Source organism: Cupriavidus sp. SIMBA_020 (assembly GCF_046535395.1).
In the GTDB taxonomy this organism is placed as follows: Bacteria; Pseudomonadota; Gammaproteobacteria; order Burkholderiales; family Burkholderiaceae; genus Cupriavidus; species Cupriavidus campinensis.
In genome coordinates this window covers 198756-218421 of sequence record NZ_JAWRWU010000007.1, presented here as the reverse complement: position 1 = coordinate 218421, position 19666 = coordinate 198756, and the positions used below count along the sequence as shown (strand labels likewise).

General features: G+C 66.2%; 16 protein-coding genes. 6 read left to right on the top strand and 10 right to left on the bottom strand.

Features of this window, described 5'->3' with window-relative positions; translation table 11 throughout:
* Nucleotide 1: 1 nt before the first annotated feature.
* Together SB751_RS15905 and SB751_RS15900 are read right to left on the bottom strand one after the other, a co-directional pair.
* Nucleotides 2-922 carry an ABC transporter ATP-binding protein gene (locus SB751_RS15905; RefSeq protein ID WP_144199044.1) on the bottom strand — a complete coding sequence of 307 codons (921 nt, stop codon included), beginning with the start codon at nt 920-922 and terminating at the stop codon, nt 2-4.
* 13 nt (nt 923-935) lie between these two features.
* Nucleotides 936-2900: an AMP-dependent synthetase/ligase gene (locus SB751_RS15900; RefSeq protein WP_250025015.1), complete on the bottom strand. Its 1965-nt coding sequence runs from the start codon at nt 2898-2900 to the stop codon at nt 936-938.
* Between the two features lie 231 nt (nt 2901-3131).
* Between SB751_RS15900 and SB751_RS15895 the strand changes: the two genes are divergently transcribed.
* Complete coding sequence (locus tag SB751_RS15895; RefSeq protein ID WP_211943053.1) at nt 3132-3800, top strand: Crp/Fnr family transcriptional regulator; 669 nt, start codon at nt 3132-3134, stop codon at nt 3798-3800.
* A 44-nt stretch (nt 3801-3844) separates the two neighbouring features.
* Here SB751_RS15895 and SB751_RS15890 read toward each other — a convergent pair whose 3' ends face one another.
* The 4 genes from SB751_RS15890 to SB751_RS15875 all read right to left on the bottom strand — a co-directional run bounded on the left by SB751_RS15890 (nt 3845) and on the right by SB751_RS15875 (nt 9157).
* A complete protein-coding gene (locus tag SB751_RS15890) occupies nt 3845-4699 on the bottom strand; it encodes a 3-hydroxybutyryl-CoA dehydrogenase (protein ID WP_144199048.1) in 855 nt (284 codons plus the stop codon).
* Nucleotides 4700-4750: 51 nt separating this feature from the next.
* Nucleotides 4751-5188 carry an HIT family protein gene (locus SB751_RS15885; protein WP_410748222.1) on the bottom strand — a complete coding sequence of 146 codons (438 nt, stop codon included), beginning with the start codon at nt 5186-5188 and terminating at the stop codon, nt 4751-4753.
* 84 nt (nt 5189-5272) lie between these two features.
* Nucleotides 5273-8584: a fused isobutyryl-CoA mutase/GTPase IcmF gene (icmF, locus tag SB751_RS15880; protein WP_410748221.1), complete on the bottom strand. Its 3312-nt coding sequence runs from the start codon at nt 8582-8584 to the stop codon at nt 5273-5275.
* 234 nt (nt 8585-8818) lie between these two features.
* On the bottom strand, nt 8819-9157 hold the full coding sequence (locus tag SB751_RS15875) for a DUF2917 domain-containing protein (RefSeq protein ID WP_144199054.1): 339 nt from the start codon (nt 9155-9157) through the stop codon (nt 8819-8821).
* 177 nt (nt 9158-9334) lie between these two features.
* Here SB751_RS15875 and SB751_RS15870 point away from each other — a divergent pair, with 177 nt between their 5' ends.
* Nucleotides 9335-10792: a PLP-dependent aminotransferase family protein gene (locus tag SB751_RS15870; RefSeq protein ID WP_410748220.1), complete on the top strand. Its 1458-nt coding sequence runs from the start codon at nt 9335-9337 to the stop codon at nt 10790-10792.
* Here the strand turns inward: SB751_RS15870 and SB751_RS15865 are convergent.
* Nucleotides 10738-12147: an amino acid permease gene (locus SB751_RS15865; protein ID WP_211943047.1), complete on the bottom strand. Its 1410-nt coding sequence runs from the start codon at nt 12145-12147 to the stop codon at nt 10738-10740. The two genes, SB751_RS15870 and SB751_RS15865, sit on opposite strands and share 55 nt — an antisense overlap.
* A gap of 150 nt (nt 12148-12297) precedes the next feature.
* On the opposite strand from SB751_RS15865, the gene SB751_RS15860 reads away from it, so the two are divergent.
* The 3 genes from SB751_RS15860 to SB751_RS15850 all read left to right on the top strand — a co-directional run bounded on the left by SB751_RS15860 (nt 12298) and on the right by SB751_RS15850 (nt 14069).
* Nucleotides 12298-12714, top strand: coding sequence for a hypothetical protein (locus SB751_RS15860; protein ID WP_144199060.1), 417 nt, complete (start codon nt 12298-12300; stop codon nt 12712-12714).
* Between the two features lie 227 nt (nt 12715-12941).
* The gene (locus tag SB751_RS15855; protein ID WP_144199062.1) at nt 12942-13772 is read left to right on the top strand and encodes an RNase A-like domain-containing protein; all 831 of its coding nucleotides are present in this window, start codon (nt 12942-12944) and stop codon (nt 13770-13772) included.
* 6 nt (nt 13773-13778) lie between these two features.
* Nucleotides 13779-14069 (top strand): contact-dependent growth inhibition system immunity protein, encoded by a 291-nt coding sequence (locus SB751_RS15850; RefSeq protein WP_144199064.1) that lies wholly within the window; start codon nt 13779-13781, stop codon nt 14067-14069.
* A 57-nt stretch (nt 14070-14126) separates the two neighbouring features.
* Here the strand turns inward: SB751_RS15850 and SB751_RS15845 are convergent, their stop codons facing one another.
* A complete protein-coding gene (locus SB751_RS15845) occupies nt 14127-15653 on the bottom strand; it encodes a CoA-acylating methylmalonate-semialdehyde dehydrogenase (RefSeq protein ID WP_410748219.1) in 1527 nt (508 codons plus the stop codon).
* Nucleotides 15654-15680: 27 nt separating this feature from the next.
* Complete coding sequence (locus SB751_RS15840; protein WP_211943045.1) at nt 15681-17012, bottom strand: aspartate aminotransferase family protein; 1332 nt, start codon at nt 17010-17012, stop codon at nt 15681-15683.
* A gap of 300 nt (nt 17013-17312) precedes the next feature.
* Between SB751_RS15840 and SB751_RS15835 the strand changes: the two genes are divergently transcribed.
* Nucleotides 17313-18752, top strand: a complete 1440-nt coding sequence (locus SB751_RS15835; protein WP_144199070.1) for a PLP-dependent aminotransferase family protein — start codon at nt 17313-17315, stop codon at nt 18750-18752.
* Nucleotides 18753-18770: 18 nt separating this feature from the next.
* On the opposite strand, the gene SB751_RS15830 is transcribed toward SB751_RS15835, so the two are convergent.
* Nucleotides 18771-19358: an acyloxyacyl hydrolase gene (locus SB751_RS15830; protein ID WP_144199072.1), complete on the bottom strand. Its 588-nt coding sequence runs from the start codon at nt 19356-19358 to the stop codon at nt 18771-18773.
* Nucleotides 19359-19666 lie beyond the last annotated feature (308 nt).

The window sequence follows — 19666 nt, the reverse complement described above, 5'->3', positions numbered from 1 at the left end:
CTCAGTGCGAGGTGCCGAGGTAGGCACGGATTACGTCGGGATTGGCCTTGACCTCCTCGGGCGTGCCGTCGCCAATCTTCTTGCCGTAGTCGAGCACGACCACGCGGTCGGAGATGTCCATGACCACGCCCATGTCGTGCTCGATCAGCACGATGGTGGTGCCGAACTGCTGGTTCACGTCGAGGATGAAGCGGCACATGTCCTGCTTCTCCTCCACGTTCATGCCGGCCATCGGCTCGTCCAGCAGCAGCATCGACGGCTCCGCCGCCAGCGCGCGCGCCAGCTCCACGCGCTTCTGCAGGCCGTACGGCAGGCGCCCCACCGGGGTCTTGCGGATAGCCTGGATCTCGAGGAAGTCGATCACCTCCTCCACCTTGTGGCGGTGCCGGATCTCCTCGGCGCGCGCCGGGCCCCACCACAGCGCGTGCGCGAACAGCCCGGTGCGGAACTGGGTGTTGCGGCCGGTCATGATGTTGTCCAGCACGGTCATGCCCTTGAACAGCGCGATGTTCTGGAACGTGCGCGCAATGCCCTGCCGCGCGGCGGCGGTGGGATGCATCTGGCGCCGTTCCTCGCCCCGGAACACGATGCGGCCCTGCTGCGGGTGATAGACGCCGTTGATCACGTTCAGCATCGAACTCTTTCCCGCGCCGTTCGGGCCGATGATCGCGCGGATCTCGTGCTCGCAGACGTCGAACGAGATGTCGGTCAGCGCCTTCACGCCGCCGAACGCGAGCGAGATGTGCTGGAGGTCCAGGATCACGTCGCCGCGGGTGCGGGTGTGCAGGGTGGAGTCCGGCTCCAGCGCATCGCCGGTGCGCAGCCCCTCGTGCTGCACGCCGTCGGCGTGCCCCGGCGCGGCGATCGTGCCCGCCGGCGCCATCGTGCCCGTGGCGTCCACGCGCCATGTCATCTGCGTCATGCCATTCCCCTGTTCATGCCGCGCGCGCGCCGCCCGTGGGCGGGAAGCGCTTGACGTCCACCAGCTTCAGCGTGGCCGAGACACTGCCCTCGCGGCCATCCTCGAACTTCACGCGCGTCTCGATGAACTGCTCGGGCTTGCCCGCGTACAGCGCATCCACCAGCACCGCGTACTTCTCGGCGATGAAGCCGCGCCGCACCTTGCGCGTGCGCGTCAACTCGTCGTCATCCGGGTCCAGTTCCTTGTGCAGGATCAGGAAGCGCGCCACCTGCGAGCCGGCCAGCATGGCGTCCGCCGCCAGGTCGGCGTTCACCTGCTCCACGCACTCGGCGATCATCGCGATCACATCCGGCTGGGCGGCCAGGTCCACGTAGCCGGCATAGGCCAGGTGGCGGCGCTCGGCCCAGTTGCCCACCGCATCGAAATCGATGTTGATGAAGGCGCAGACCGACTCGCGGTCCGTGCCGAAGGCCACCGCCTCCTTGATGTACGGGAAGAACTTGAGCTTGTTCTCGATGTACTTCGGCGCGAACATCGACCCGTCGGCCAGCTTGCCGACGTCCTTGGCGCGGTCGATGATCTTGAGGTGGCCGTCGGCGTCGATCACGCCGGCGTCGCCGGTCATGAAGTAGCCCTCGTCGTTAATGGCCTCGCGCGTGGCGTCGTCGCGCTTGTAGTAGGACTTGAGCAGCCCCACGCCGCGCACCAGCACCTCGCCGTTGTCGGCGATGCGGATCTCCATGCCCGGCGCGGCCGGGCCGACGGAGTCGAACTTGACCTGCCCGTCCGGCTGCAGGCACACGTAGGCGCAGGTCTCGGTCTGCCCGTAGAACTGCTTCAGGTTCACGCCGATGGAGCGATAGAAGCGGAAGAGGTCCGGGCCGATGGCCTCGCCGGCGGTGTAGCCCACGCGGATGCGGCTCATGCCGAGCACGTTGCGCAGCGGGCCGTAGATCAGCCATTCGCCCAGCGTGTAGCGCAGCCGGTCCGCCAGCGGCACGGGGCGCTTGTCGAGGATGTCCGCGCCGCAGCGGCGCGCCACGCCCATCGCCCAGTCGTACAGGCGGCGCTTGACCCAGCCGGCGTCCTCCATGCGGATCATCACCTGCGTCAGCAGCCCTTCATAGATGCGCGGCGGGGCGAAGTAGTAGGTGGGGCCGATCTCGCGCAAGTCCGTCATCACGGTCTCGCGCGACTCCGGGCAGTTCACCGTGAAGCCGGCGACCAGCGCCTGCGCGTACGAGAACAGGTTGTCGCCCACCCAGGCCATCGGCAGGTAGGAAAGCACGTCGTCGTCGGGGCCGAGCTTGTCGAACTGGCAGCCGTTGCGCGCCGCGCCGATCAACCCCTGGTGCGAATGGCAGACGCCCTTGGGCTTGCCGGTGGTGCCAGAGGTGTAGAGGATGATCGCGGTGTCGTCGGGCTGGCCGGCCTGCACCTGCTCGTCGAAGAAGCCGGGGTGCGCGGCATCGTACTCGCGGCCGATCTCCTGGAGGCGTTCGTAGGAGAGCAGCGAGGGATGGTCGTAGTCGCGCAGGCCGCGCGGGTCTTCGTAGATCAGATGGCGCACGGCGCGGCCGCGCGCGGCGAGCTGGGCCTCCACCTCGAGCAGCTTGTCCACCTGTTCCTGGTCCTCGACCACGGCGAATTCGATCTCGGCGTCTTCCAGCACATAGACCATCTCGTTGGCGATGGCGTCCTGGTAGAGCGGCACAGGCACGCCGCCGAGCGCCTGCGCGGCGGTCATCGCCCAGTAGAGACGCGGGCGGTTGTCACCCACCACGGCCAGGTTCATGCCGCGCCGGAACCCAAGCGCGGCCAGCCCGCAGGCGAGCGCGCGCACCTCGCGCGCGGCTTGCGACCAGCTGTATGTCTGCCAGATCCCGAGATCCTTCTCGCGATGGGCCGGATGATCCGGCCGCTGCGTGGCGTGCGCCAGCAGGCATCGCGGGAAGGTCGTTGCCGACGATTCCTGCATCGCTGTCTCCTCTCCCCCAGGGGGCGTAGGGGCCACGCCGGGTATCAAGCCGCCGGACCGGTCGCTATACTGGGCGCCAGGCGGCGCTTCTCGCACCGCATCAAGCCGCCAAGCCTTGTGAGATCAGGCCGGGCCGGTTCCGTTGTGATCGTAAGATAGCCGATGCCATCCCCCCGGGTTGTCACGCCGATGACAATTCCGGGTTAATCCCTACGGGAGCACCGAATGGCGATTTCCCATGATTTCATCGACCGCTGCGCCTGGGCCGTCGACCTCAGCCCGGCCCAGCGCGACCGTGTGAAGCGCGTGACTACCGTGCGCGAGTACAGCCAGGGCGACTATGTCTGCCACAAGGGCGACCTGGCCGAGCACTGGCTGGGGGTGGTGGAAGGCATCATCAAGATCACCACGGTGTCGCCCTCGGGCAAGTCGGTCACCTTCACCGGCGTGCCGACCGGCGGCTGGTTCGGCGAAGGCGCGGTGCTGAAGTCGGAGATCCGCAAGTACGACGTGATGGCGCTGCGCCGCTCGCGCATCGCGTTCATCCCGCGCGAGACTTTTCAGTGGCTGCTGGATACCAGCCTGCCGTTCACGCGCTTCCTGCTGATGCAGTTCAACGAGCGGCTCGGGCAGTTCATTGCGGCGGTGGAGTACGAACGGCTGCTGGACATCGATTCGCGCGTGGCGCGCGCGGTGTCGTCACTGTTCAACGAACACCTGTATCCGGGGTTGGGGAATACGCTGGAGATCTCGCAGGAGGAGATCGGCCTGCTCGCCGGCATCTCGCGGCAGCGCGCCAACCAGGCGCTGAAGGTGCTGGAGCAGCAGGGGCTGGTGCGGGTGGACTACGGAGTGATCGAGGTACTCGACCTGGAGGGGCTGCGGCAGTACGGGGAGTGAGGGTCTCCCCCCTCCTCCTGGAAGAGGGGGGGGCAGCGATCGGCTTACTTGCTGTACACGTAAACCCCACGCCCGGTCTTGCGGCCGAGGTAGCCGGCGGCGACCATCTCGCGCATCAGCATCGCCGGACGGTACTTCGGATCGGCGAACTCGGTGTAGAGCACTTCCATCACCGCCAGCATCGTATCCAGGCCGATCATGTCCGCCAGCGCCAGCGGCCCGATCGGATGGTTGCAGCCCAGCTTCATCCCCTCGTCGATTTCCTCCGGCGACGCCAGGCCCTCGCCCAGCACGCAGAATGCCTCGTTGATCATCGGGCAGAGGATGCGGTTCACCACGAAGCCCGGGCTGTTCTTCACCGTGATCGGATACTTGCCCAGCCGCTTGGCCAGCTCCTCGACGTCCGCATGCGTGGCATCGCTGGTCTGCAGGCCGCGAATCAGCTCCACCAGCGCCATCATCGGCACCGGGTTGAAGAAGTGCATGCCGATGAAGTGGTCCGGGCGCGAGATCGCCGCAGCCAGCTTGGTGATCGAGATCGACGAGGTGTTCGACGCCACGATCACGTGCGCGCCGACGATGCTGTCGATCTGCTTGAGGATCTTGAGCTTCAGCTCATGGTTCTCGGTGGCGGCCTCGATGACGATATCGGCTTTCTTGAGGTCATCGTAGGCGGTGCTGCCGTGGATGCGCGCCAGCGCTGCCGCCTTGTCGGCCTCGGTCGCCTTCTCCTTCTTGATCAGCCGGTCCATGCTGCCGGCCACCGTGGCGATGCCCTTCTGCACGGCGGCGTCGCTGATATCGACCATCACCACGTCCAGGCCAGCTACTGCGCAGGCCTGGGCGATGCCGTTGCCCATCGTGCCGGCACCGACGATGCCTACTGTCTTGATTGCCATGTCGAACTTCCTTGTGTCGTTACGTGTATCCGGGAATGAAATCGGGACCGATCAGGCCGGCAGCTTCGCCAGCGCCTCGATCACGCGTTCGGCGTGCTCCTTGAGCACGGCCATGTCCTGCTGCTCGCGCGCATGGCCGCGAATCGGCTGGTCCGCGTAGCGCGGCACGATGTGGAAATGGATGTGCGGCACGGTCTGCCCCGCCGCCACGCCGTTGAACTGGGTGATGACCATGCCGTCCGGCTGGAAGGCCTCGCGCACGGCACGCGCCACGCGCTGCGTGGACTTGATCGCCGCCGCCGCGCCGGCCTCGGACAGGCCGAACAGGTCCACTGCCTGCTCCTTCGGCACGACCAGCGCGTGGCCGTCGGTCTGCGGCATGATGTCCATGAACGCGATGGTGTCCGCGTCCTCGTAGATCTTGAAGCACGGGAGTTCGCCACGCAGGATGCGGGCGAAGATGTTCTGGTTGTCGTACTCGGCTTGCATGGCTGTCTCGGGAAGAAAAAGCCCGCCTCGCGGCGGGCGATGGGGGCAGTTTAACGTCCTCCCCCGGTTCATAACACCCCGTGGCTACATGTTGCGCCGATACTGCCCGCCGACTTCGAACAGCGTGTGCGTGATCTGCCCTAACGAGCACACGCGCACGGCGTCCATCAGCACTGCGAACACGTTCTGGTTGGCGATCACGGCCTGGCGCAGCCGCTCCAGCATCGCCGGGGCGTCCGCCGTGTGGCCCTGCTGGAATTCCGCCAGGCGGTTCAGCTGGCTCTGCTTCTCGTCCTCGCTCGAACGCGCCAGCTCCAGCTTCTGCGGCGTCGGGTCGCCTTCCGGATTGCGGAACGTATTCACGCCGATGATCGGCAGCGTGCCGTCGTGCTTCAGCTGCTCGTAATACATCGACTCCTCCTGGATCTTGCCGCGCTGGTAGCCGGTTTCCATCGCCCCGAGCACGCCGCCGCGCTCGGCGATGCGCTCGAACTCCTGCAGCACGGCCTCTTCCACGAGGTCGGTCAACTCCTCGATCAGGAAGCTGCCCTGATTCGGGTTCTCGCACTTCGCCACGCCCCATTCGCGGTTGATGATGAGCTGGATCGCCAGCGCGCGGCGCACTGACTCGCCGGTCGGCGTGGTGATCGCCTCGTCATAGGCGTTGGTATGCAGCGAGTTGCAGTTGTCGTAGATGGCGATCAGCGCCTGCAGCGTGGTGCGGATGTCGTTGAAGTCGATTTCCTGCGCGTGCAGCGAGCGCCCCGAGGTCTGGATGTGGTACTTGAGCTTCTGGCTGCGGTCGTTGGCGCCGTACTTGTCGCGCATCGTCACGGCCCAGATGCGGCGCGCCACGCGGCCCAGCACGCTGTACTCGGGGTCCATGCCGTTCGAGAAGAAGAACGACAGGTTCGGCGCGAAGTCGTCGATATGCATGCCGCGCGCGAGGTAGGCCTCCACGTAGGTGAAGCCGTTCGAGAGCGTGAACGCCAGCTGGGAGATCGGGTTCGCGCCGGCCTCGGCGATGTGATAGCCCGAGATCGACACCGAGTAGAAATTGCGCACCTGATGGTGGACGAAGTACTCCTGGATGTCCCCCATCACCTTCAGCGAGAACTCGGTGGAAAAGATGCACGTGTTCTGGCCCTGATCCTCCTTGAGGATGTCTGCCTGCACCGTGCCGCGCACGTTCTGGAGCACCCAGGCGCGGATCTTCGATTCCTCGTCGGCGGTCGGCTCGCGGCCGTTGTCGACGCGGAACTTGTCCAGCTTCTGGTCGATGGCGGTGTTCATGAACATCGCCAGGATGGTCGGCGCGGGTCCGTTGATGGTCATCGACACGGACGTGCTCGGACTGGTCAGGTCGAAGCCGTCGTAGAGCACCTTCATGTCGTCGAGCGTGGCGATGCTGACGCCCGAGTTGCCGACCTTGCCGTAGATGTCCGGGCGCAGGTGCGGGTCTTCGCCGTAGAGCGTGACCGAGTCGAACGCGGTGGAAAGGCGCTTGGCGTCCATCCCTTCCGACACCAGCTTGAAACGGCGATTTGTGCGGAATGCATCACCCTCGCCAGCGAACATGCGGGTGGGGTCCTCGCCCTCGCGCTTGAACGCGAACACGCCGGCCGTGTACGGGAAGCTGCCCGGCACGTTCTCGCGCATCAGCCATTTCAGGATCTCGCCGTCGTCCTCGAAGCGCGGCAGCACCACCTTGCGGATCTTGGTGCCGGAGAGCGTGGTGGTCACCAGCCCCGTGCGGATCTCCTTGTCGCGGATCTTCACCACGTATTCGTCGCCGCTGTATGCCTGCTGCATCTGCGGCCACATCGCCAGCAGCTTGCGCTCCACGGCGCCGAGCGCGGCGTCACGGTCGGCGGCCAGCGTGTCCAGCGCGGCGGTATCGCCGCTGGCGTCGGACTGCTTCAGCATCGCCCCGGCGGCACGCAGTTGCTGGCGCTCGCGCGCCAGCCGGCTCTGCTCGGCCACGCGGCGATGGTAGGCGCGCACGGTGTCGGCCAGCTCGGCCAGATAGCGGCTGCGCGCCGGCGGCACGATCACGTTCTGGCCAGTCGAGATCCGCCCGCTGGTGGCCGGCAGCACCCCGGGCTTCAGCGCCAGGCCACGCTCGGCCAGGGCGGCGGCCAGCCCCTGATAGAGCATCGTCACGCCGTCGTCATTGAAGCGCGACGCCTGCGTGCCATAGACCGGCATCTCGTCGGGCTTGCTGTGCCACTGCTCGCGGTTGCGCTGCACCTGCTTGGCCACGTCGCGCCAGGCGTCCTGCGCGCCCTTGCGGTCGAACTTGTTGATGGCGACGAAGTCGGCGAAGTCGAGCATGTCGATCTTCTCGAGCTGGCTCGCCGCGCCGAACTCGGGCGTCATCACATAGAGCGACAAGTCCACGTGCGGCACGATGGCCGCATCGCCCTGCCCGATCCCGGACGTCTCCACGATCACCAGATCGAAGCGCGCCGCCTTGCAGGCGGCAATCACGTCCGGCAGCGCCTGGGAAATCTCCGATCCGGCCTCGCGCGTGGCCAGCGAGCGCATGAACACGTTCGGATGGTTGATCGCGTTCATGCGGATGCGGTCGCCCAGCAGCGCACCGCCGGACTTGCGCCGCGACGGATCGATCGAGATCACCGCGACCGACAGCGCGTCCTGCTGGTCCAGCCGGAAACGGCGGATCAGCTCGTCCGTCAGCGACGACTTGCCGGCACCGCCCGTCCCCGTAATGCCGAGTACCGGCGTGGTGGCGGTCTTCGCCTGGGCATGGAGGGTCTCGACCAGCGCCGGGTCGGCGCGGCCGTTCTCGAGCGCGGTCATCAGCTGGGCCAGCGCGCGGCGGTCGCCGCCGGCCAGGGCATCGAGCGAGGTGGGCGCGTAGCGGGTCAGGTCGATGTCGCAGCGCTGCACCATGTCGGCGATCATGCCGGCCAGGCCCATGCGCTGGCCGTCCTCGGGACTGTAGATGCGCGCCACGCCGTAGGCCTGCAGTTCGCGGATCTCGTCCGGCACGATCACGCCGCCGCCGCCGCCGAACACCTGGATGTGCTCGCCGCCGTGCTCGCGCAGCAGATCGATCATGTATTTGAAGTATTCGACGTGCCCGCCCTGATAGCTGGAGATGGCGATGCCCTGGGCGTCTTCCTGCAGCGCGGCGGTCACCACCTCGTGCACGGAGCGGTTGTGCCCCAGGTGGATCACCTCGCAGCCGTGGGACTGGAGGATGCGCCGCATGATGTTGATCGAGGCGTCGTGGCCATCGAACAATGACGCGGCGGTCACAAACCGCACCTTGTTGGTCGGCGAAGCGGGCGTGGTGGGCGAAATGGCGCCCTTGCCCGTGGCTGCGCGCGGCTTGGGCGCGGTCCTGCTCACATCGGAAAGATCAGTCATTGTCTCCACCGCTCGGATATGTGGCTGGCGTGCCACGCGCCGGCGGTTCTGACGACCGCACTGACGGGGCCGGACGATTATATGACGTTTACGTTAACGTAAGGCAAGGCGGGCAGGAAGGCTGCGCGCCAAGGGTCATGGCGGCATCCTCGCATGGCGGGAGGGATTGGACCAGCGGGGTTGGCCCGGATGGAGCGCGGCAGGCACTTGCCCGCCGCGTGATGTTGCGGAGGCTCAGGCGTGGATCTGCGGGCAGTCGCCGAAGGCGTCCGTCTTGCGGGCGCGCCAGCGGCGCAGCAACTGGCGGGCGATGGCGGCGGCACGCTCGAGCGATAGGGGCGCGGGGGTCTCGGCCAGCTGGAAGCGGGCCAGCGGCGACTCGCCCGACAGCCAGACCTGCGCGCCCTCGGGGAGCGCGAAGACGTCACCCGGCCGCAGCCAGATATCGGCGGCCTGCCCTTCGATGGTCAGCCACAGCCGGCCTTCGAGCACGGCGACGCTCTGGCCATGCCGGACGCGCCAGCTTACGGGCTTGCCCGGTTCATCGAGTTCAAAGGTCCTGAGTTCACGCATGGGGGTCTCCTCGTTCTGCCCGGCGGAGCGGCGTCGATGGTCTACGCGGACGCCTCCGCCACGCTTCCATTATTCATGGCGAGGATTACAATCCCATGCACAGTTCCGAACAGTTTTCGATGAACTGTTCAGTAGTTTTTGCTGACAGTTCGCCCCCCTCGCCCCACCGCCCCCGCCATGAAGCTCGTCCTCGACCCCTCCACCGGTGTACCGCTGACCGAGCAGATCGTGCTCGCCGTCAAAGCCTGGATCAGCTCGCGGGAAGCACTGCCGGGCGCCCGCCTGCCGTCGATCCGCCAGCTGGCCGCCGAACACCACATCAGCCGCTTCCCGGTTATCGAGGCCTATGACCGACTGGTCTCCCAGGGGCTGCTCGATTCCCGCCAGGGCTCGGGCTTCTACGTGGCGGACAGCACGCTGGCCGGCCGCAGCGGCCGGGGCTGGTCCGATCCGAGCCTGGCCGAAGACCTGTCGGTCCATATCATCGACCAGTTCCACCACCCCAGCGGCGCGCTGAAGCTGGCTGGCGGCTTCGTGCCCGAGGAATGGCGCGACGTGGAGGGGCTGACGCAGGCCATCCGCCATATCACCCGGCATGACATCGACAGCGTGATCCACTACGCCACGCCGCTCGGCCACCCCGAACTGCGCAAGCAGGTGCTCACGCGCGTGCGGCAGGTGGGCGTGCAGGCCGAGCTGTCGCAGGTGCTGATCACCACGGGCGCCAGCCAGGCGCTCGACCTCGTCGTGCGGCACCTGCTCAAGCCCGGCGACACCGTGTTCGTGGAGGATCCCGGCTACTACAACCTGTTCGGCCTGCTGCGGCTGCACGGCGTGCAGCTGGTGGGCGTGCCGCACACCCCGAACGGGCCCGATCCGGAAGCCTGCGAGCGACTGCTGCGCGACCACAAGCCCAAGCTGTTCTTCACCAACAGCATCCTCCAGAACCCCACCGGCTCCACGCTGACGCCGCCGGTGGCGTTCCGGCTGCTCGAACTGGCGCGCAGGCACAACTTCCGCTTCGTCGAGGACGACATCTTCTCGGACTTCCAGCTCACCTTTACGGACCGGCTGGCGACGCTCGACCAGCTCGAGCACGTTATCTATATAGGCGGGTTCTCAAAAACCGTGTCGGCGGCGCTGCGCGTGGGCTACCTCGTGGCGGACAAGGCGCTGGTCAAGGACCTGATCGACGTGAAGGTACTGACCAGCGTGGCCGGCTCGCATTTCGCCGAAGCCGTGACGGCGACAATGCTGGAACGCGGCGCCTATCGCAAATATGTGGAGCGGCTGCGCGTGCGCACCCGCGAGGTCACCGCCGATGCGGTGAAGATCCTCGGCGAGAGCAACTGGGACGTGTTCTGCGAGCCGGCGGGCGGCAACTTCCTGTGGGCCCGGCCGCGCGGCATGGCCGACTCGCGCGACCTCGTCACGCTCGGCGAGCAGTACGGGATCGCGCTGGCGCCGGGGCACTTCTTCCGCCCGGCCGGCGAGACCACGCCCTGGGTGCGCATCAACTCGGCCTATGCCGGCGAGGCGCGCTCGCGCGCGTTCCTGGCCGATGCCGGATCGCGAGACAGCTATCCCTCCGCGTCGCCGCCGTGGTTGTGCAGCACGGCGTTGCGGCGCGAGTAGGCGAAGTAGACCACCAGCCCGAGCGCGAGCCAGCACAGGAAGGCGACCCACGTCAGCCATTGCAGGTGCGCCATCAGGAACAGGCAGAACCCCACCGCCAACAGCGGCACCACGGGCACGCCGGGGCAGTGGAAGCCGCGCGGCAGGTCCGGCCGGGTGCGGCGCAGCACCAGGATGGCAATCGAGATCAGCGTGAAGGCTGCCAGCGTGCCGATATTGATCAGCTCGGCCAGCACGTTCAGCGGCACAAAGCCGGCGATGGCGGCGAAGATCAGCCCGACCGTCCAGGTGGCGACGAACGGCGTGGCGTGCACGGGATGGACGGCCGAGAGCGCCTCGGGCAGCAGCCCATCGCGCGACATCGCAAAGATGATCCGCGTCTGCCCGTAGGTCATGACGAGGATCACCGTGGTCATGCCGAGGATGGCGCCGAGATCGACAAACCCCGCCACCCAGTTCTGCCCGGCGTACTGGAGCGCCAGCGACACCGGGTGATCGACCCCCGCGAATTTCGCGTACGGCACGATGCCGGTCATGATGGCGGCCACCACCACATAGAGAATGGTGCAGACCGCCAGCGAGCCGATGATGCCGATCGGCAGGTCCCGGCGCGGGTTGCGCACCTCCTCCGCCGCCGAAGTCACCGCGTCGAAGCCGATGAACGCGAAGAACACCAGCGCGGCGGCGTTGAAGATGCCGGTCATGCCGAACGGCGCGAACGGCTCCCAGTTGACCGGCCGCACATGCCACACGCCGACGACGATAAACAGCAGCACCACGCTGACCTTGATCGCCACCATCACGTTATTGAGCCGCGCCGACTCGCGCACGCCGTAAGACACCACCCAGGTAATCGCCAGCATGATCAGCACGGCCGGCAGGTTCAGCACGGTCTCCACGCCGGGCACCGCCCCCGGCGCCGCCGTGAGCGCCACGGGTAGCCGAATCCCGAATCCGGCCACCAGCGACTGGAAGTACCCCGACCACCCCACCGACACCGCCGACGTGGCCAGCCCATATTCGAGCAGCAGATCCCACCCGATCATCCACGCCACGATCTCCCCCAGCGTGGCGTAGCTATAGGTATAGATCGACCCCGACACCGGGATGGCCGACGCAAACTCGGCATAGCAAAGCGCCGCAAACCCGCACGCCATCGCCGCGATCACGAACGACACCGTCAACGCCGGCCCCGCCGTGAGCGCCCCGGTCCCCGTCAACACGAAGATCCCGGTGCCGATGATGGCGCCAATCCCCATCATCACCAGATCCACAGGCCCGAGCACCTTGCGCAACCCGTCGTGCGCGCTGACCTCGAGCATGGCATCGATGTTCTTGGTGCGAAACAGACTCATGGCGAGGGCTCCGACGGGGGTGGGTCAGATCATTGTTGTGCTTGGGGACGGTTTGGGGAAGGGGAATATCGGCTGGGTCTCTCGCACGCATTGACTCCCTCTGATGACATTTTCAACATTTCAGTGCGTTGCGCTATGTACTATTGGCCCATGCTGACCCTTGACACAGACGACTTCAAGCTTCAAATCAGGCCGGTTTCCGCGCGGCGTGAAGAGCCGGGAGGCCCCTATCTCGAATGGATCGATGTCCGGATCGACTTGACTGCCCCGGGCATTCGCGCCGAGGGGGCATGGAGTGTCATGCCTGGGGAATTGCGGCAGTTTCAACAACAGCTGGAGACCATGCAAACCCAACTCCAGGTGGGACAAACAGCCGAGTTGGCAGGTGTTGAAGCTGGCTTTTCGCTGATATTGCGAACGCTTGATCAAGGGCAGATCATTGGCGACTGGCGGTTTCAGCCAGCACCACCCGTTGGCGCATGGATTACAGGGCAATGTGGGCTGGATCAGTCCTTCCTAGGCGAACTTCTGCGAGGGATCGACGCGCTTCTGTCCTTTTCTGGTTGAGCCATCTAGGCTGCCTCAATAAGAAACTGCGGAGTCCACACACCCGCCATTCCGCACTTCTCACCATCACTTCGCCACCGGCATCATGCAGCGCGTGTAGAACCAAGCCAGCCTCAGGCCACTGCAACATTTTCATTACGAACCCGCGCGGTTTGAGATATCTCAAATGTGTCTGGCCGTTGAACAGCTAGCGTCGATCCTCCTTTTCTGACAGGAGGTAGGTTGCAATGGCTCAGTTGGACGAGATGGAAGGCGTGCGCGTAGTCCTGAGCGCGCCGCAGTTGGCTGCGGTGCTTGCGCATCGCTCGATCAGCCCCGCTGAAACGATGAGCAACCGCCTGTGGGGCGGCCTGGACATCGTCGGCGGCGTGCTGGAGATGGTCGGTGCCGGGGTGCTATGCATCGCACCGGAGCCGACCGGGGTCACCAAGGCAGGTTGCATCGCCTTTGGCATGCATGGCGCCGACACCGCCTGGCGGGGCATGCGGCAGGCATGGACCGGGCGCGACACGGCAACCCTGACCCAGCGGGGCGCCGCCAAGCTGGCCCACACAATGCGGGCGCCGCCCGATATGGCCAACAACATCGGGCTGTCGCTGGACATCGGCGTAGGCTTCGGGCTTGCGGGGATGTTGAAGGCCGCGCGGGTGGCGAGCATTACGCTGGGGCGCATCAATTTGATGCAGCATGAAGCGAAAACTGCGGGCGGCTTGGGCGGGCATACGATCCTGAAACACATCGGGCAAACTGAAGCCCAATTGCGCGCCCGTTTGGTACGGGAGTCGAAGCGGGGTAGGGTATCGACATTCACCAATCTGCACACTGCCGAATGGGCGATTTCCGACGTCATGCGTCGGGAGCAAAATCGAATAGCGGGATGGGCCGCCACCGGAAAAGGCCGACTGGTCCTCACATCTAGCTTGGGGAAACCTGTAGGGAAAGTGCTGTTTCGGAATTCAGGCAAGATGCATGACGCCACTAGCGTTACTGTAGTGCTGGAACCCGTCAGCTACAACGACATGCCGTTCTATATAGTGACGGCCTATACCGGACTTTGACTCCAGATGGCGACACCCAAATACCCTCAACTTTGGCACCTTATCATCGGCTACTTTAACGAGGACGCGGACATGTGGGGAGAAAATATCGAGGAAATCGTCGAGACCTACATGCGTCAATCGGATCCTGACATGCGCAAGAGCGTGATGCGCGAGATAGAAAACATAAAGGCAGACCACCCTTTCGATCTGGATGCAGCATTTGAGAATCTGTTTGGCGGTGAGCCTGACCCGGCGTTATGGGGTTACACCACGCAATCGTTCCTGAATGAGATTGCAAGGGTGCTTCGACAATAAAAAACGGCAGGGTCAAAACCCTGCCGTTTCGCACTTCTACGACCTTTCCCTACCCCATCACTTCGCCACCGGCATCGTGAATTCGGCGCCCTTGCTGATACTGTCGGGCCAGCGCTGCATGATGCTCTTGTAGCGCGTGTAGAACCGCACGCCTTCCTCGCCGTAGGCGTGGTGGTCGCCGAACAGGGAGCGCTTCCAGCCGCCGAACGAGTGCCAGGCCATGGGGACTGGAATTGGCACGTTGATGCCCACCATGCCCACCTGGATCTGGCGCGAGAACGCGCGGGCGATGCCGCCGTCGCTGGTGTAGCAGGACACCCCGTTGCCGAATTCGTGGCCGTTGATCAGGTCCACCGCCTCGGCGAAGTCGTGCACGCGCACTACGGACAGCACCGGGCCGAAGATCTCTTCCTTGTAGATCGTCATGTCCGGCTTCACGTGGTCGAACAGCGTGCCGCCGACGAAGAAGCCGCCGTCGTGGCCGTCCACCTTGTGGCCGCGCCCGTCCGTGACGAGCGTGGCGCCTTCGGCCTCGCCCTTGGCGATGTAGCCCTCGACCTTCGCCTTGTGCACGCCGGTGACCAGCGGGCCCATTTCAGCGTCGGCGTCCATGCCGTTGCGGATCTTCAGCGCGCGGGCGCGTTCGGCCAGGCGCGGCACGAGCTTGTCGGCCACGTCGCCCACGGCCACGGCAACCGAGATCGCCATGCAGCGCTCGCCGGCGGAGCCGTAGGCGGCACCGATCAGCGCGTCCACGGCCTGGTCCAGGTCCGCGTCCGGCATCACCACGAGGTGGTTCTTGGCGCCGCCCAGCGCCTGCACGCGCTTGCCGTGCTTCGTGCCTTCCGTGTAGATGTACTCGGCGATCGGCGTGGAGCCGACGAACGACAGTGCCTGCACGTCCGGGTGGGCCAGCAGCGCGTCCACGGCGGTCTTGTCGCCCTGCACCACGTTGAACACGCCATCGGGCAGGCCGGCCTGCTTGAGCAGGTCGGCGATCAGCAGGCTCGGCGAAGGGTCGCGTTCGGACGGCTTCAGCACGAAGGTGTTGCCGCAGGCCAGCGCCACCGGGAACATCCACATCGGCACCATCACCGGGAAGTTGAACGGCGTGATGCCGGCCACCACGCCCAGCGGCTGGCGCAGGTTCCAGTTGTCGATGCCGCCGCCGATGTTGTCGGTGAAGTCGGTCTTGAGCAGGTTGGGGATGCCGCAGGCGAACTCCACCACCTCGATGCCGCGCGTGACCTCGCCCTTGGCGTCCGAAAACACCTTGCCGTGCTCGCGCGTGATCAGCGCGGCCAGGTCGTCATGGTGCTTGTCCAGCAGTTCCTTGAACTTGAACAGGATGCGCGCGCGGCGCAGCGGGGCCAGTTCGGACCACGCCGGAAACGCGGCCTTGGCGGCGGCCACGGCGGCACCGACATCGTCGGCGCTGCCCAGCGCCACGCGCGCGGCCACCTCGCCAGTGGCGGGGTTGAATACGTCGGCGAAGCGGCCGGCGCCCTCGGCGGCGGCGCGGCGGACGCTGCCGCCGATGTAGTGATGGATTTCGGCGATCTGCCGGTTTTCAGCGATGTTCACTGCGTCTTCCTCTCAGTCTGTCTTGGCTTACTGCACGTCGTTCAGCGCTTGCCTGACGGTATCGAACAACTGGTCGATCTCCGCCTCGGAAATGATCAGCGGCGGCGAGAACGCCAGGATGTCGCCGGTGTAGCGTACCAGCACGCCGCGCTCGAGGCACTTCAGGAAGGCCTCGTAGGCGCGCACGCCCGGCTGGCCGGGGCGCGGTTCCAGCTCCACGCCGGCCACCAGCCCCAGGTTACGGATGTCCTTCACATGCGGCGCGCCGCGCAGGTCATGCACGGCCGACTCGAACTTCGGCGCCAGTTCGGCGGCACGGCCGAACAGGTTGTCGCGCTGGTACAGGTCCAGCGTGGCGATGGCTGCCGCGCACGCCAGCGGGTGGCCCGAGTACGTATAACCGTGCAGCAGTTCGATGCCGTTCGGCGCCCCGGCGTTGATCACGGTGTCGTGCACCTCGCGGCGCACGGCCACGGCGCCCATCGGCACGGCCGCGTTGTTGATGGCCTTGGCCATGGTGATCAGGTCCGGCGTCACGTTGAAGCGCTCGGCGGCGGTGGCGGCGCCCAGGCGGCCGAACGCCGTGATGACCTCATCGAAAATCAGCAAAATGCCATGCTTGCTGGTGATCTCGCGCAGCTTCTCCAGATAGCCGACCGGCGGCACCAGCACGCCCGCCGAACCGGCCAGCGGCTCGACGATCACGGCGGCCACGTTCGAGGCATCGTGCAGCGCGATGATGCGTTCGAGTTCATCGGCCAGATGGGCGCCCCACTGCGGCTGGCCCTTCGAGTAAGCGGCTTCGGCGATGTTCAGCGTGGCCGGCAGGTGGTCCGTGCCCGGCATCAGGTTGGCCGACCAGGTCTTGCGGTTCGGGCCAATGCCACCCACGGCCATGCCGCCGAAGCCTACCCCGTGATAGCCGCGCTCGCGGCCAATGATGCGCGTGCGCTGGCCCTCGCCGCGCGCACGGTGGTAGGCCAGGGCGATCTTCAGCGCGGTATCGACCGACTCCGAACCCGAGTTCGTGAAGAAAATGCGATCCAGCGGCTTCGGCATGATCGCGGCCAGCTTGGTGGCAGCCTCGAACGAGAGCGGATGGCCCATCTGGAACGGTGGCGCGTAGTCCAGCGTGGCAGCCTGCCGCGCGATGGCATCGACGATTTCCTGGCGGCCATGGCCGGCGGCCACGCACCAGAGGCCGGCACAGCCGTCCAGGACCTTGCGGCCGTCGTGGGTGGTGTAGTGCATGCCGCTGGCCGAGGCCAGCAGGCGCGGGGCGGCCTTGTACTGGCGATTGGCGGTGAACGGCATCCACAGGGCATCCATATCGGGGATCACGGTCTTGGCGGCGTCCATACTTTCTCCTCAGAATCGGGGTGTGGGGGGCGCGGGGCAAAGCGCCCCGGCACGGATTCCGGCAACTCTACCGGCGCGGTCGGGCCGCACGAATATACGGTCGGGAGATCGCTGCCTTACCGTACAGTGTAGTCAGCCTCGACTGTACAGATAGCGGATTGCGCTGCGCACGCGCGCCGGCGCCTGGGTCGACGGCAAAAACGGCGTGTCACCGCTGCGCTGCACCAATCGGCGAGACGCCCGGCCAGGCGGCGTACTTGCCAGTACACTGTACAGGTTTCGCGCCCTGCCGAGTGCCTCATGCTCAACCTGAACCTTGTCCGCAGCCGCCGTGGCGGCGACACCCTGACCGAACAGATCGTGGCCGGCATTGCCGCGCTGGTGGATCGCCGCGCGCTGCGCGCCGGCACGCCCCTGCCGTCGGTGCGCCGCTTTGCGCAGCAGCACAACGTCAGCACATTCACGGTGGCGGAAGCCTACGGCCGGTTGACCGCGCTGGGCTACCTCGCGGCGCGCCCCGGCTCCGGCTACACGGTGGCGCACCGCCACGCACCGGCCGGCCATGCCCGCGCCCCCCACTGGGAGGCGCCGGGGCTCAACGCCGCGTGGCTGCTTTCCGATGTATTCGCCGACCATTCCGTGCCGATCAAGGCCGGCGCGGGCTGGCTGCCCGGCGACTGGCTCAACGAGGAAGGGCTGCACCAGGCCATGCGCAGCGCCGCGCGTGTGCCGGCGGCGCAGGTCTCGGGCTACGGCCATCCGTATGGCTTCGCGCCGCTGCGCGAACACATCGCCACGCATATGAGCCAGTACGGCATGCCGGTGCAGGCGCAGCAGGTGGTACTGACCCAGGGGGCCACGCAGGCGCTGGACCTCGTGGTGCGCACGCTGCTGCGCCCCGGCGAGACGGTCCTCGTGGAAGCGCCCTGCTATTGCAATCTGTTGCAGATCCTGCGGCTGGCCGGGCTGCGCGTGGTGGGCGTGCCGCGCACCGCGGCCGGGCTCGATACCGACGCGCTCGAAGACGCCATCCGCCAGCACAACCCGCGCGCGCTGTTCGTCAATACGGTGCTGCAGAACCCCACCGGCGCCAGCCTGACCAGCATGAACGCCTTCCGTGTGCTGCAACTGGCCGAGCAGCATCGGCTGCTGGTGGTGGAGGACGATATCTACCGCGAGCTGGCCCCGGCCGGGTCGCCGATGCTGGCGGCGATGGACGGCCTCTCGCAGGTGGTCTACGTGAACGGATTCTCGAAGACCATCACGCCGTCGCTGCGCGTGGGCTACCTCGCGGCGAGCCCGGACCTGGCGAAGGCCTTCGCGCGGACCAAGATGGCGGTGGGACTGACCTCGTCCGAGGTCACGGAGCGACTGGTGTATTCCGTGCTGACCAGCGGCCACTACGGCCGCCACGTGGCGGCACTGGCCGAACGGCTACGCGGACAACAGGATCTTGTGACGGAAAAGATGGAGGCGCACGGGCTGGAGGTACTGCTGCGGCCCGAAGGGGGGATGTTCGCCTGGGCGCGGCTGCGCGGCGACGACGCGCCGCCCGCGAGCCGCCTCGCCACGCTGGCGCTGGACCACGGCATCTGGCTGGCACCGGGCTCGTACTTCGAGCCCGACGAGACCGATTCCCCGTGGATTCGCTTCAACGTGGCAACGAGTGATGCCCCGGAACTGTGGGCGTTCTTCGAGGCCTGCCGTGCCGGGCGGCTGCCGCTGGCGCGTGCGGCCTAGGCACGCGCCAACACATCCTCAGAAGCGATAGCGCACGTATCCGGTGTAGAAATTACTGCCCGGATTCGGCCCCTTGATGCTGGCGTTGGAGATGTGCTGGAAGCGGAAGCCCGCTTCCGTGTTGGCATTCTTGCCGAAGCCCACGCCAATACCGACCATGTCGGAGAACTGGAACGCAGTGCCCGAACGGTGCTCGTCGGACGTGCCGGTGTGGGATTGCACGCGCAGACCCACCGACGCCTCGGCGAACGGCACGAAATAGCCGCCCCGCTTTTCCACGCGCAGGATCGGCGACACGCCAAACTCGAACAGGTTCTGCTGGTTGGTGCCGCTACGTGCATCCCATCCGGCGACGTTGAATTCGGCCTGCAGGCGGAACAGCCAGCCCTGCGGATTGCCGTATTGGAGCGGGGTGTTGTAGTTCAGCCCGAGTTCGTACTTGTTGATGTTATGCCCGGGATCACGGCCATAGGCCACGTGCACGGCGGGATGGCTCCAGCCGACCAGTTCCTCGGCGCTGGCGGGCGACGTGGCGCCCGCGGCCAGCGCGGCAACGGCAAGAGTCCGGGTGATAAACAGGGTGCGAGCAGAGAGGGCGGGATGCATGCGGCGTTCTTGTTGTTCTGTCTTCCCGGGGAAGACGACGAAGAGAGATGACTCGACAACACAACTCGGCGCGATTGACAGGCCCTGCCCGCTTCCCGAGGAGGAACGCGGGCGATCAGGCCCAGAGTCGCTCGACCAGCCAGCTCGCGGCAACGCAAATTCCGAGCCAGACGGCGAGGCAACCTGCAATAAATCGGTACGTCATTGTGGAAATGGACTTCTGAGGGGGTCTTGGAACGAAAATGTGCGCGGATTATACATCCATCCGTGAATGTATGTTTGCCCCAAACCTGCCGGGTCAGATACTG

Bases quoted from the DNA above. Each gene is read 5' to 3' on its own strand.
- SB751_RS15885 (WP_410748222.1), bottom strand. From the start codon at position 5,188: ATGCAAGCCGAGTACGACAACCAGAACATCTTCGCCCGCATCCTGCGT.
- SB751_RS15835 (WP_144199070.1), top strand. From the start codon at position 17,313: ATGCTCAACCTGAACCTTGTCCGCAGCCGCCGTGGCGGCGACACCCTG.
- SB751_RS15900 (WP_250025015.1), bottom strand. From the start codon at position 2,900: ATGCAGGAATCGTCGGCAACGACCTTCCCGCGATGCCTGCTGGCGCAC.
- SB751_RS15840 (WP_211943045.1), bottom strand. From the start codon at position 17,012: ATGGACGCCGCCAAGACCGTGATCCCCGATATGGATGCCCTGTGGATG.
- SB751_RS15850 (WP_144199064.1), top strand. From the start codon at position 13,779: ATGGCGACACCCAAATACCCTCAACTTTGGCACCTTATCATCGGCTAC.
- SB751_RS15860 (WP_144199060.1), top strand. From the start codon at position 12,298: ATGCTGACCCTTGACACAGACGACTTCAAGCTTCAAATCAGGCCGGTT.
- SB751_RS15890 (WP_144199048.1), bottom strand. From the start codon at position 4,699: ATGGCAATCAAGACAGTAGGCATCGTCGGTGCCGGCACGATGGGCAAC.
- SB751_RS15855 (WP_144199062.1), top strand. From the start codon at position 12,942: ATGGCTCAGTTGGACGAGATGGAAGGCGTGCGCGTAGTCCTGAGCGCG.
- SB751_RS15905 (WP_144199044.1), bottom strand. From the start codon at position 922: ATGACGCAGATGACATGGCGCGTGGACGCCACGGGCACGATGGCGCCG.
- SB751_RS15870 (WP_410748220.1), top strand. From the start codon at position 9,335: ATGAAGCTCGTCCTCGACCCCTCCACCGGTGTACCGCTGACCGAGCAG.
- SB751_RS15830 (WP_144199072.1), bottom strand. From the start codon at position 19,358: ATGCATCCCGCCCTCTCTGCTCGCACCCTGTTTATCACCCGGACTCTT.
- SB751_RS15875 (WP_144199054.1), bottom strand. From the start codon at position 9,157: ATGCGTGAACTCAGGACCTTTGAACTCGATGAACCGGGCAAGCCCGTA.
- SB751_RS15865 (WP_211943047.1), bottom strand. From the start codon at position 12,147: ATGAGTCTGTTTCGCACCAAGAACATCGATGCCATGCTCGAGGTCAGC.
- icmF (WP_410748221.1), bottom strand. From the start codon at position 8,584: ATGACTGATCTTTCCGATGTGAGCAGGACCGCGCCCAAGCCGCGCGCA.